The organism is Alphaproteobacteria bacterium, assembly GCA_041396705.1.
In the GTDB taxonomy this organism is placed as follows: domain Bacteria; phylum Pseudomonadota; class Alphaproteobacteria; order CALKHQ01; family CALKHQ01; genus CALKHQ01.
On record JAWKYB010000012.1, the window covers coordinates 182966 to 195078 of the forward strand.

The following is a 12113-nucleotide window of genomic DNA, read 5'->3' on the forward strand; positions in this document are numbered from 1 at the left end:
CCGGCCCGTGCCGGCGCAGAACACCTGTCCCGTCCACGCTGGAAAATGGTTCATGGGCGTTCACGAATGCGGGAAAGCAGCGTCAAACCAGCGTGAAAGCCCAGGAAAAGTGCGCTATACGGTGCAAAGAGAGCGAATGGCGTGATCGCTCGATTTCACGCGGCGTTTTGGGGGGAGCGTCTACTCGATTGCGCGAACTCGCGCTCAGCCTTTTGGGCGAATTCGAGATCCGAGACGGCGCGGGGCAGATCATCCCGTTGGTCGGCCGGAAGAATCGTGCACTCCTGGCTATCCTTGCCCTCGCGCCGGGCGCATCCGTTTCGCGCGCTCGCGCTGCCCGGCTGCTGTGGAGCGATCGCGCCGACGAGCAGGCGCGCAGCAGCCTGCGCCAGGCCCTGACGACCTTGCGCAAGGAACTCAAAGCGGCGGGCGCCGCGACGATCTTCGCCGACGATGCCCGCGTCGGTCTCGATCCGGAACGGATCGACGTCGACGCGCTGGCATTCCGGCGGCTCGCGGTGTCATCGGCACCCGATGACCTGCGCGCCGCAGCGGCGCTCTACCGGGGCGTGCTGCTTTCCGACATCGAGATCGGCGATGTCGCCTTCGAGGAGTGGCTGCAGTTGGAGCGCAGCCGCTTTTCCGACATGGCGGTCGAAGCGCTGGAGAAACTGTGGGCGCAGGAACGCGGCGCAGTGCGGCTCGATATCGCCAAGCGTCTGGTGGCTCTCGACCCGCTGCGCGAGAGCGCGCATTGCAAGCTGATCCAGACATACGCCGAGGCGGGCGAGCGTGCGCTCGCGCTGCTGCAGTTCGAGATCTGTCGTGCGACGCTGAAGACGGAGTTCGGTATCGAGCCGAACCAGGAAACGACTGCCCTGCGCGACGGCCTGATCGAGGGCTCAAGGGCTTTTCTGGCTGCGAACGGCGACGGAAGTGCCCACAGCGAACAGGCGCGGACAAGGCCATCGGTGGCCGTGCTGCCGTTCGACGTCATGGGCGAGGACCCATCGCTCAGCGCGTTCGCCGACGGCCTGACGGAAGATGTGATTGCCAGCCTTGCGCGCATCAGGGCTCTCCGGATCGTCGCGCGCAATACCGTCTTCACATACAAGGGCCGTCCGGTCGATATCCGCAACCTCGGACCTGATCTCGGTGCGGACTACGTCGTGGAGGGCAGCGTCCGCCGCTTCTCAGGGGGCATGCGCGTCTCAACGCAGTTGATCGAGGTCGCGAGCGGCCTGCACATCTGGGCGAGCCGCGTCGACCACATCGGTGCCGAAACGGTCGCGCTTCAGGACGAGATCTGCAGCGGGGTCGTGGCGTCGGTGCAGACGCAGATCATCCTGCACGAGGGCAGGATCGCGGACATCGCGGCGCAGGAGACCGCGACGAGCCTGCTTGCCCGGTCCTGGCAGCAATTCCTGAGCCTGACGCAACCGTCGCTGGCGAAGAGCCGCGCATTGGCGGAACGCGCGCTGGCGCTGGAGCCGGAGAGCGGCACGGCGCATCGCATGCTGGCGGTCTGCCTTTACCATCAGGTCTACATGGGCTTCCTGCCCTGGACCCGTGAGGCGCTGGACGATCTCTACACGCATGCCTCGCAGTCGATCCGGGCAGAGGATGCGGACGAATACTGCTACTGGGCGATGCAGTGCGCGTATCTGCTGAGGAAGGAGCATGCCCAAGGTCTCAGATCGTTGCAGCGGGCGCTCGAGATCAACCCGAGCTGTTCGATCGCACACGGCTCGTTCGGTACGGTCCACGCCTGGCTCGGACAGCCCGACGAGGCGATCAGGTCCAACGAGCTTGCGCTCCGCATGAACCCGGACGATCCGACCAGTTTCTTCCGTCACCTGGGTCTGTCGCTCGCGCACTATCTCGCGTCCCGGTACGACCAGGCCCTTCTGCATGTCAGTCGCGTCGTGGAGCTTCGACCGCAATGGTGGCTCGCGCTGATTCTGCACGCTGCGAGCCTTGCCCAACTCGGTCGCATCGAGGATGCGTGCCGGCCGTTGGCCGAACTGGCGCGCGTCAGGCCCGGAACCGCGTGCGACACTCTGTGGATCCTGCCCTTCGCCAACGCCCGTGACCTGGAGCATTTGCTCGCCGGGCTTCGCAAGGCCGGCATGCCCGAGAGCCGGCAATCCTGATCGCTGCTCATCGATCTCGGCAGTAGCGCGGAAGGGCCGCCCGCGCACCCTGTGAGCGCTGTCTGTGACAGCAGGCCATCATAAGCTGCGCGCGGGCGGCGGTGACGAAAGTCACGCGGCTGGCGAGCGTGGGCTCCCCGCAGGCGCGAAGCGCGCCCGGAGGGCCGTCGGCCGCGTCGCTGGACGCAGCGATGCGCGCTCCGGGGAGGCGCGCGCGGTTGCCAGAAGCAAAAGGCGGTGGCCCGGAATGCGCCGTCGCGCACTCCGGGCCGCACGCGCGATCGCATGTGGACCGGTCGATTCGGCGAGTCAGGGCTTCGTGTCCATGCCCGCCGGGCTGCGGGCCGCTCTAGTAGCGCACCTCGCCGCCGTTGTAGATCCAGGTCTCCTGGCCGGCGCAACCGCCCGTCGCGACCGCGACGTGCAGCCAGTTCGGGTCGCTCGCCAGCTTTTCGATCAGGCGTCCGGTGTCGCCGGGATTGAGGTAGCACTGGTCGCCACCGCCGCCGCCCGCCTGGAAGTAGCCGGTCACCGGGCTGAGCACGACGAGCTGTCCGGGCGCCGGCGCGGGTGCGGGCGCCGGGGCGGGTGCGGGCGCCGGGGCAGGTGCCGGGGCAGGAGCCGTTTGCGTCGGTGCCGGCACGCTGGCGCAGATCAGGCCGATCCGATCGATCATCGTGCCAGCGCCGCCGAAAATGCCGGAGCCGACCTCGGTCGCGTTGTCGCAGCCGACCCATTCGTCCGCATGGACTGTGCCGGCCGCCGGGTTTGCCAGTACCTCGTAGGTGTGCCCGTCGACGAGATCGCGGCATTCGATCCCGATGAACTTGACGACGGTGAGGTCGCCCCAGGGCCCGGACAAGATCCGCAACGCGCGCACCACGTCACCGTCCTGGCAGGCGATCTTCTGCCATTCTCCGCCGGGGCCGCCCCAATACTGGGTGGGCTCGTAGGCCTGCATGGCCCACGCGGTTCTTTCGGGGTTGAGCGGTATGCAGAGCGCGACGACGGCATCGAGTGCCGTGCCGTTCCTCAGGTTGATTCCGATCAGGGCATCGTTCGGCCGGCATTCCGAGCGGAAGTTGCCGCCGCCGCCGCCGCCATGCGGTCCGGCATCGCGCGCAAGGACATTTGGTGCGGAGAGTGCGGCGACCGAGAACGCGCCCACGAGCGCGCAGGCCAGTAACAGTGACCGGTTCGTTGTCAATCTCTTCTCCATGTTGTACCTGCGGCCTTGCCGCTGCGGTTGAGAATCCGGGGTGGCTTCTGGAAAGATCCGCAATGTCGAACAACGCAATCCGGCGTTGTGGCGAGGTATGAAGTCGACGCCGCCGTTCGTTTCACTGAATATTGGCGACGAGCACCGGGCGCACTGACAAATGCATCGCCAGGTGGCGCGCAGGTCTACTTCAGTTCCACCATGATGATGTGCGTGTCCGTTGACCCGACATTCTCACCCGCGTGGGTCTGCGCCTCGGAGAACATGACCTGGCCGGGGGTGAAGGCGCGATGCATTTCCCGGCCGTCCGGCAACGTCAGCCGGCGTTCGAACGCACTCAGGGCGTAGACCAGGAAGGCCGGATGGTCGTGCATCCTGGTCCGGTCGCCCGGCTGGTCGCGATACTCCAGCACGCGGACGCGATCGTTCTCGAAGACGACCTTATAGAGGTCCGGATCGGTTACTGCCGCATCCTGCGCGTGAACCGCCGACAGCGTCAGCATCGCGGCTGCGAGCGCGAGCTGCGCTCTCATTGCCGTCTTCCGCAAGATCCTCATTGCGCACGTTCCCTGCAGTCGGGAAGCGGGAGCCGGTGCCGCGCGTGCCGCACGTCATGCCGTCTGCCGACTTCCTCATGTTTTCGCGAGTATCGGCGACGAACGTTGCGGCGTCCGGTGATGCCCTGTGCCGCTTCGCCAATCGTCCGGGACAAGGTGGCCCGAGGCGCGCAGTTGGGACAGTCGGCAAGATTGCAGAAGGGCCCCGCAGGATTGCATAGTCCCGAGGTCATGCGTGCTTGGGGGACGGGCGGTTCGTCGTGTTCAATTGGAACGATCTGAAGTATCTGCTGGCGGTTGCCCGCAACGGCAGTACGCTTGCCGCGGCCCGGGCGCTGAGGGTGAACCAGTCGACCGTGCAGCGGCGCCTGCTCGACCTGGAGGCCAGCCTGAAGCTGCGCCTGGTCGACCGGTTGCCGAGCGGCTATTGCCTGACGCCGGCTGGCCAGTCCGTGCTGGCCTCAGCCGAGGCGGTCGCGACCGCGATCGAGACGTTCGAGCGGCGCTGCATCGACGCTGCGCATGAGGGCATCCTGCGCCTGACCTGCCCGGAGCCGATCGCCGACCGCCTGTCGCAATCGGGATTCCTCGAACGGTTCAGCGAAAAGCATCCGGATCTGCGCGTCGAGTTCGTGCTGGCCGATCGCTATGTCGACCTCGCCAAGGGCGAGGCCGACGTGGCGCTGCGCTCCGGCGATACCGACGACGTCCTGGTCGGCCGCAAGATCGCGGACTCGCTGTGGGCGGTCTACGCCAGCACCGGCTATGTGCAGCAGCACGGCGCGCCCGCTTCGATCGACGAGCTTGACCGGCACGCCGTGGTGGCCTTCGACGCCAGCCTCGAGCGGCATCGGCTGTCGCTCTGGCTGCGCGAGGTCGCGCCGAATGCGCGCATCGTCGCGCGCAGCAACAGCGTGCTCGGCCTGGTTTCCGCCGCCAAATCGGGCGTCGGCATCGCGGCGCTGCCCCTGCCGCTTGGCGATGGCGAGCCGGACCTGGTCCAGATCCTGCCGCCGGTCCACGAACTTACCCGCGTGTGGCGCCTGCTCTGCCACCCGGATGCCCGCCAGCTGCATCGGGTCGACGCGTTCTTCGCGTTCGTCGGCTCGCAGATCGACGCGTTGCGGCCCGTGCTGACCGGGTGAGGCGGACGCCGGCGGGACGAAGGTCCGGGCTTGGCGTCGCGGCACGCATAGGCGGTCGGCGACGGCGTCAGCTGTGATGTCGCCCATGAATTGCGCCATGCATGCGGAACGGCAGCCGCGCCGACGCGGCCGCATTCCACAATTCGCCCAATGTTGAAAGGGACATCGCGGCGATCACGAGAACTGTGTCCGCGATCACATAAAAGAGAAATAGACGAACGCGTTGCCCGATCTTGTGACACCGCGCACACCGCGCGCGATGAAGGTGCGTACATTAACACTAACGCGCGGCTGGAGCGGTTTACTGGGCTTTAACCACAACAGGCGCCTAATGACGGTCTGCGCTGACTTTCGGTTGCCATCGGATGGCCGTACCGGGCCGGAGAATCGCAAGCGGAAGACGAGTTCACGCCAGGCCATCGACTCTAACAGGAGAACGGCCATGTCGCTTGCCAGCCTGCACAGCCCAGCGGACGCCACCGCCGCCCCGGATTTCGTCAAGCTGTGGACCCGCGCTGCGGAGGCGATCGTCGGCGACAGAGCCGCGGCAAGGCCGCAGCCGCGCCAGTCGGTGTCGCGCTACCGCCACCTGCTGATCCTGCGTTTCGTGCTGACCAACATGAGCGCGCTGGCGCTGCTGGCGGTGGGCGCGGTGCAGGGCTGGGTCGGCACGGTGCTGCTGGGCGACGAGACCGGACTGACCGTCGCGATCCTCGGCGTGTTCGTGATCGGTCTGGTCACGGCGGGCTGGAAGGTGTGGCAACTGAGCCAGGCGCTGAACGCCGCCGAGAACCCGTCCCGCGCACCGATCCGCTGGATATCGGCCTATGTGGCCGAGGCGGCGGCCAAGGACGCGGGTGCGCGGGCCATCGCCGGCTCCGCCCTGCGCATGCAGCTGGCCAACCGCATCGGCTTCGTCAAGCACGTCGCCAACACCCTGGTTCTGCTCGGCCTGATCGGCACCGTGATCGGCTTCATCATCGCGCTGGGCGGGATCAGCGCCGACACCGCCGCCGACCCCAGCGCCATCGCGCCGATGGTCGGCGGGCTGCTGCGCGGCATGTCGGTGGCGCTGTACACCACGCTGGCCGGCGCGGTCTTGAACATGTGGCTGATGATCAACTTCCACATGCTGGTCGGCGCGGCGACGCGGCTGGCCGGCCGCCTGGTCGAGGCCGGCGAGCACGCCGCGCTGGAGGCGGGCCATGAGCGCGCTTGACCAGTTCGACGACGCATCGGACGACGGCACGGTCTTCCGCGATGTCATCATGCTGGTGCTGTTCGGCTTCGTCACCATCGTGGTGCTGCTGCTGCCGCACCTGAACCCGCCGACCAAGGCCGACGAGACCCTGGTGCCGCCCGGCAACCTGATCGTCGAGGCGCGCTGGGCCGACGAGTCCGACGTCGACGTCGACCTGTGGGTGCGCGCGCCCGGCGACCGCTCGGTCGGCTATTCCAACAAGAGCGGCGAGGTGTTCGACCTGCTGCGCGACGACCTGGGCAACCGCAACGACCCGACCGGGCTGAACTACGAGGTCGCCTACAGCCGCGGCCTGCCGGCGGGCGAATATGCGATCAACCTGCACCTGTATCGCGACAACACCCACCTGCGCCCGATCCCGGTGGTGGTGGTGATCAGCACCCGGCCGGCCGACGGCGGCGCCTCGCAGCAGCTGCTCAGCCAGACCATCGAGCTGCGCCGGCTGGGCGAGGAACGCACGGTCGCCCGCTTCACGGTGGACGACAACGGCAACGTCGTCGCCGGCAGCTTCAACACCCTGCCGGTCGCCCTGCGCGAACGCGCGCCCTGAGCCACGCCTCGACGGGAGGACCGGCCATGCTGCCTCTGCTCTATCCGTTCGTCGCCCTGGTGGTCATCGCGACCGGGCTGGCCGGCCTGTCGATCTGGTCGCGCCGCATGCTGGTGCCCAAGCTCGGTGCCATCGGGCTGACGCTGTGCCTGTTCGTGCTGGGCTACGGCACGATGGTCGAGCTGCTGAGCCGGCCCAAGCCGATCGACGCGGAGTGGGGCGGCCGCGACCTGGCCGAGGCCCGCGTCATCGCCGCCGAGATGCAGGAGGATGTCGCCATCTACGTCTGGCTCGGCATCGACGGCGTCGAGGGCCCGCGCGCCTATGTGCTGCCGTGGAGCCAGGAGGCAGCCGAGCAGCTCAATGGCGCGATGCAGCAGGCGGAGGAGGAGGGCGGCGAGGTGCAGATGCGCGACCCGTTCGACGCCACGCCCGACGACCAGGACCCGATGTTCTTCGCCAGCCCGGTCGCGCCGCTGCCGCCGAAGGCCTGAGGGCCGCCGCCGCGCGGTTGACACGCCGCGACGGATCGCCAATTGCTCCTGACGGGCCGGCGCACGGCCGGCACGCAGGAGCAGCCGATGATCCCGCTTTCCGTTCTCGACCTGGCGCACATCACGGTGGGGTCGAGCGCGGCCGACGCCTTCCGCAACAGCCGCGATCTCGCCCGCCACGCCGAGCGCTGGGGCTACCGCCGCTTCTGGCTGGCGGAGCACCACAACATGACCGGCATCGCCAGCGCGGCCACCGCCGTGGTCATCGGCCACGTCGCCGCCGGCACGTCGACGATCCGGGTCGGCGCCGGCGGCATCATGCTGCCCAACCACCCGCCGCTGATGGTGGCCGAGCAGTTCGGCACGCTCGACGCACTGTTTCCCGGCCGCATCGATCTCGGGCTCGGCCGGGCGCCGGGCACCGACCAGCGCACCGCCCGCGCGCTGCGCCGCGACGATGCGCGCGCCGAGGCGTTCCCGCAGGAGGTGCAGGAGCTGCAGGCCTTCCTCGGTCCCGTCGAGCCGGGTCAGGCCGTGCGCGCCGTCCCCGGCGGCAACAGCCACGTGCCGATCTGGATCCTCGGCTCCAGCCTCTACGGCGCCCAGGTCGCCGCGGCCTTCGGCCTGCCCTATGCCTTCGCCTCGCACTTCGCCCCGGAACAGCTGATGCGCGCGCTGCAGGTCTATCGCGCCGGCTTCGAGCCGTCGGGCCAGTGTGCCCGGCCCCATGCCATGGTCGGCGTCAACATCGTCGCCGCCGACACCGACGCCGAGGCCCGACGGCTGTTCACCAGCCCGCAGCAGGCCTTCACCAACATGTTCCGCGGCGCGCGCGGCCAGCTGCAGCCGCCGATCGACGACATCGAGTCCTACTGGAACCCGATGGAGAAGATGCAGGCGATGCGCATGCTGGCCTGCAGCATCGTCGGCGGGCCCGACACGGTGCGGCGCGAGCTGGAGGCGCTGGTGCACCGCACCGCCGCCGACGAGCTGATCGTCGCCGCGGCGATCTACGACCACGCCGCACGGCTGCGGTCTTACGAGATCCTGGCCGAGGTCGCGGGACGGCTGGCGCCGGCGCGGGCCGCCGCCGGCGCACGGTAGGCGCCGGGCGATGACCCGCCGGCGCCCGGCGCGGCTGCAGCACATCGCCGGCATCGGCGTCGACCGGCTCGGCGCGCTGGCCGATGCGGCCGGGCACGACATGCTGCGGCTGGAGAACCTCGACACCGACGTCCCGCCCGACCCGGAGGCGGTGGCGCGGACCCGCGCCGCGGCCGCGGAGGACCCGGCCAACTCCTACCTGCCGTTCGTCGGCCAGGAGCGGCTGCGCGAGGTGGCGGCGCGGCACGTCGCGGCGCTGTCCGGCGTCGCCTATTCCGGCGCGCGCAACTGCGTCGTCAGCGCCGGCGGGCTGTCCGGCATCCTCAACGTGCTGCTGGCGACGGTGGAGGTCGGCGACGAGGTGATCGTCACCGATCCCACCTATGCCGGGTTGATCAACCGGGTGCGGCTGGCCGGCGGCGTGCCCCGTTTCGTGCCGTTCCGCTTCGCGCCCGGCGCGCCGTGGACGCTGGACCGGGCGGCGCTGCACGCGGCCGTCGGCCCGCGGACCCGCGCGATGCTGCTGATGTCGCCGTCGATGCCGAGCGGCGGCTGGCTCGACGCCGACGACTGGCGCCTGGTCGCCGAGCTGTGCGTCGCCCACGACCTGACCTTGATCCTGGACGCGGCGATGGAGCGGCTGCTGTTCGACGGGCGCCGGCCGCTGCACCCGGCCGGCCTGCCGGGGATGGCCGAACGCACGATCACGGTCGGCTCGTCGGCGAAGGAGCTGCGGATGATCGGCTGGCGGGTCGGCTGGATCGTCGGGCCGGAGGCGGCGATGCCGGACATCGTCGCGGTCTCGCTGGCCAATGTGGTGGTCCCGGTCGGCATCGCCCAGGACGCGGTCGCGGGCGCGCTGGAGCGGTCGGCCGAGACCCTGCCGGCCTATGTCGGCGAGCTGCAGCGGCGGCGCGATGTGCTGCTGGACGAACTCGACGGCCTGCCGGTGGGGGTGCCCGCCGGCGGCTGGTCGATGCTGCTGCGCGTCGACGGCTTCGGGATCGACGGCGCCGCCATGTCCGAGCGGCTGCTCGCCAAGGGCGTGGCGGCCACGCCGATGGCGGGCTGGGGCGAGACCCACGGCGGCCAGTACATCCGCTTCGTCTTCGCCAACGAGCCGGCTGCCAGGCTGCGCGGCCTCGGCCACAAGGTCAGGGCTGCGCTCGACGCCGGATAGCCCGCCGCCGCGTCCGGGTCAGTCGGTGACGCAGCGCATGTCGCCGCCGGCGTAGGCCGTGCCGCTCCACCGGTACAGCAGGAAGCAGGTCTCGCCGAAGCTGTGCGCATAGAGTTCGATGTCGCGATAGCCGTTGGTGCGGCTGGGCAGCACGTCGACGCCGTCCGCCGTCAGCGGCTCGGCCAGCAGCATGTGCCAGGTGCCGCCGTCCTCGCTCAGCACCCAGGTGCTGCAGCCGGCGGTGCCGCACCAGTAGCCGTCGATGATCTGGGCGACATACTCGTCGACTCCGTCGCCGTTCAGGTCGACCGGGTAGGCGACCGGGAACACGTTCCAGCCCTCCGGCCGGTTGGCATAGGACATCACCAACTCGGCGCCGAGGGCGTTGCCGAAGACGATGCACTCCGTGCATTCGAAGCCGAGTCGCTCGGTACGGTCGTCGTCGCCCTTCACCGGCTGGCCGGCCTGGGCGGCGCCTGTCGGCCCAACAGGACGACGCCGAGCGGCCCGCCCCACAGCGGATCCGGTCATGGAAACACTCCCGCTGCCTGTCGCCGTGGTCGCGGCGCGGCGGCAGGCTAGCAGGCGTTCGCAGACCCGGCCAGCGGTTCAGTCGGCCGAAAGGTCCGCGCGCCGAGTAGCGCGGCCAGCTCGCTCGCCAGCACCAGGCCCGCCTCGTTGTTGATGCGGGCGGAAGCATCGCCGGTGACCTGCACCGGGATGTGTTCCAGCGTGCCGTCCGCGGCCGGCGCATAGCAGCCGAGCGTGGCGATGCCTTGGCCGGTCGGCGGGGCAGGCGGCGCCGTCACCAGCACCTGGCCCTGGCGGGCCTCCTCGATCAGGCCGGCGATCCGGGCGACCTGGTCGGCGGGAACGACCGCGCCGGTCTCGGTCGCGCCGGCCAGCTGCGCCGCCACGATCTCGGGCGTCGACATCGGCTGCAGGAAGAAGCCGGTTGCGGCGAGGGCGGCAACGGGGCCGAGCTGGTCGACCGCGAGAATGCGGCCGTCGCTCGCGATCGCGCGCATCGTGCCCTCGACGGCGGCGCCGCCGGCGTCGGCGCCCAGCCGGGCGAAGCTGGAGAAGCACAGGATCGGCGACGCCGGCGCGGGCTCGGCGGCGTGCGCCGTCGCGGCGGCGCCGGCCAGCAGCGCGGCGGCCAGGCAGGCGGCGCGGGATGGTTTCGACATGACGAAGGATGCTCCACAGGCGGTGACTTCGGATGTGGCTTGGACGCACGACCGCCGCAACCGGTTCATCGTGGCTGCGAAAATCGCCGCGTTCAAGCGGACGAGGCGTCGGCGCGGGTATAGCGGAAGGCTGCGGTCATCAGCGCGCGGGTGTAGTCGGTCGCCGGCGCCTCGAAGATGGCCTCGGTCGGCCCGGCCTCGACCACCCTGCCGTCCTTCATCACCATCACCGTGTCGGCCAGGGCGCGGACCACGGCGAGGTCGTGGCTGATGAAGATGTAGGTCAGCCGGTGGCGGGCCTGCAGGTCGCGCAGCAGCTCGACGATCTGCTTCTGCACCGAGCGGTCGAGCGCCGACGTCGGCTCGTCCAGGACCATCAGCCGGGGCCGCAGGATCAGCGCGCGGGCGATGGCGATGCGCTGGCGCTGGCCGCCGGAGAACTCGTGCGGATAGCGCCGGATCATGGCCGGGTCGAGCTGCACGTCGCGCAGCGCCTCGGCGACCCGCCTTTCGCGCGCGCGGCGGCCCAGCGCCGGGTCGTGCACCAGCAAGCCCTCGGCGACGATCTCGCCCACCGTCATCCGCGGCGACAGCGAGCCGTAGGGGTCCTGGAACACCACCTGCATCTCGCGCCGCAGCGGCCTGATCCGGCGCTCGTCCAGCCCCTCGATCGGCTGTCCGGCATAGAGGATGCGGCCGCGGCTGGGCAGCAGCCGCAGCAGCGCGCGGCCCAGCGTCGACTTGCCGGAGCCGCTCTCGCCGACGACGCCGAGGGTCTGGCCCTCGCGCACGGCGATCGAGACCTGCTCGACCGCGCGGATCTCGCGGCCGGCGCCGCCGAACAGGCCGCCGCGCAGGCGGAAGGTCACGTCGATTCCGCGTCCCTCGATCACCGGCGGCGCGTCGGCCGGCGGCGGCGGCTTGCGGCCGGTCGGCTCCGCCGCCAGCAGCATCGCGGTATAGGGCTCGCGCGGATGGGCGAACAGCGCGCCGGTGGGGCCGTGCTCCACCACCCGGCCCTCGTTCATCACATAGACCCGGTCGGCGAAGGCGCGGACGATGCCGAGGTCGTGGGTGATGAACACCACCGCCATGCCGATGCGCCGCTTCAGGTCGCGCAGCAGGTCGAGGATTTGCGCCTGGATGGTGACGTCGAGCGCGGTGGTCGGCTCGTCGGCGATCAGCATGTCGGGGTCGTTGGCCAGCGCCATCGCGATCATCACCCGCTGGCGCTGGCCGCCGCTCAGCTCGTGCGGCAGC

Annotated in this window: 12 protein-coding genes; 7 read left to right on the forward strand and 5 right to left on the reverse strand. The window is 70.0% G+C overall.

The genetic code is table 11. The features are described 5' to 3' along the window. The first annotated feature begins 188 nt into the window (after positions 1 to 188). Positions 189 to 2153 (forward strand): BTAD domain-containing putative transcriptional regulator, encoded by a 1965-nt coding sequence (locus R3F55_17950; protein ID MEZ5669278.1) that lies wholly within the window; start codon positions 189 to 191, stop codon positions 2151 to 2153. A 349-nt stretch (positions 2154 to 2502) separates the two neighbouring features. Here the strand turns inward: R3F55_17950 and R3F55_17955 are convergent, their stop codons facing one another. Then, positions 2503 to 3372: a hypothetical protein gene (locus R3F55_17955; GenBank protein ID MEZ5669279.1), complete on the reverse strand. Its 870-nt coding sequence runs from the start codon at positions 3370 to 3372 to the stop codon at positions 2503 to 2505. Between the two features lie 185 nt (positions 3373 to 3557). Continuing rightward, on the reverse strand, positions 3558 to 3905 hold the full coding sequence (locus tag R3F55_17960) for a cytoplasmic protein (protein MEZ5669280.1): 348 nt from the start codon (positions 3903 to 3905) through the stop codon (positions 3558 to 3560). Positions 3906 to 4189: 284 nt separating this feature from the next. Here R3F55_17960 and R3F55_17965 point away from each other — a divergent pair, with 284 nt between their 5' ends. The 6 genes from R3F55_17965 to R3F55_17990 all read left to right on the forward strand — a co-directional run bounded on the left by R3F55_17965 (position 4190) and on the right by R3F55_17990 (position 9663). Continuing rightward, the gene (locus tag R3F55_17965; GenBank protein ID MEZ5669281.1) at positions 4190 to 5074 is read left to right on the forward strand and encodes a LysR family transcriptional regulator; all 885 of its coding nucleotides are present in this window, start codon (positions 4190 to 4192) and stop codon (positions 5072 to 5074) included. 442 nt (positions 5075 to 5516) lie between these two features. Then, on the forward strand, positions 5517 to 6293 hold the full coding sequence (locus R3F55_17970; GenBank protein ID MEZ5669282.1) for a MotA/TolQ/ExbB proton channel family protein: 777 nt from the start codon (positions 5517 to 5519) through the stop codon (positions 6291 to 6293). Then, positions 6280 to 6885 carry a hypothetical protein gene (locus R3F55_17975; GenBank protein MEZ5669283.1) on the forward strand — a complete coding sequence of 202 codons (606 nt, stop codon included), beginning with the start codon at positions 6280 to 6282 and terminating at the stop codon, positions 6883 to 6885. Before R3F55_17970 ends, R3F55_17975 begins: the two co-directional genes overlap by 14 nt. 26 nt (positions 6886 to 6911) lie before the next feature. Next, on the forward strand, positions 6912 to 7379 hold the full coding sequence (locus tag R3F55_17980) for a hypothetical protein (protein MEZ5669284.1): 468 nt from the start codon (positions 6912 to 6914) through the stop codon (positions 7377 to 7379). A gap of 87 nt (positions 7380 to 7466) precedes the next feature. Next, positions 7467 to 8483 carry an LLM class flavin-dependent oxidoreductase gene (locus R3F55_17985; protein ID MEZ5669285.1) on the forward strand — a complete coding sequence of 339 codons (1017 nt, stop codon included), beginning with the start codon at positions 7467 to 7469 and terminating at the stop codon, positions 8481 to 8483. Between the two features lie 10 nt (positions 8484 to 8493). Beyond that, positions 8494 to 9663, forward strand: coding sequence for a pyridoxal phosphate-dependent aminotransferase (locus R3F55_17990; protein ID MEZ5669286.1), 1170 nt, complete (start codon positions 8494 to 8496; stop codon positions 9661 to 9663). Between the two features lie 18 nt (positions 9664 to 9681). Here the strand turns inward: R3F55_17990 and R3F55_17995 are convergent, their stop codons facing one another. The 3 genes from R3F55_17995 to R3F55_18005 form a co-directional block, all read right to left on the reverse strand. After that, positions 9682 to 10116 carry a hypothetical protein gene (locus R3F55_17995; protein ID MEZ5669287.1) on the reverse strand — a complete coding sequence of 145 codons (435 nt, stop codon included), beginning with the start codon at positions 10114 to 10116 and terminating at the stop codon, positions 9682 to 9684. A gap of 125 nt (positions 10117 to 10241) precedes the next feature. After that, positions 10242 to 10853, reverse strand: a complete 612-nt coding sequence (locus R3F55_18000; protein ID MEZ5669288.1) for a hypothetical protein — start codon at positions 10851 to 10853, stop codon at positions 10242 to 10244. A gap of 92 nt (positions 10854 to 10945) precedes the next feature. Continuing rightward, positions 10946 to 12113, reverse strand: a 1168-nt coding sequence (locus R3F55_18005) for a dipeptide ABC transporter ATP-binding protein (GenBank protein ID MEZ5669289.1), incomplete at its 5' end; no start/stop codon positions are given.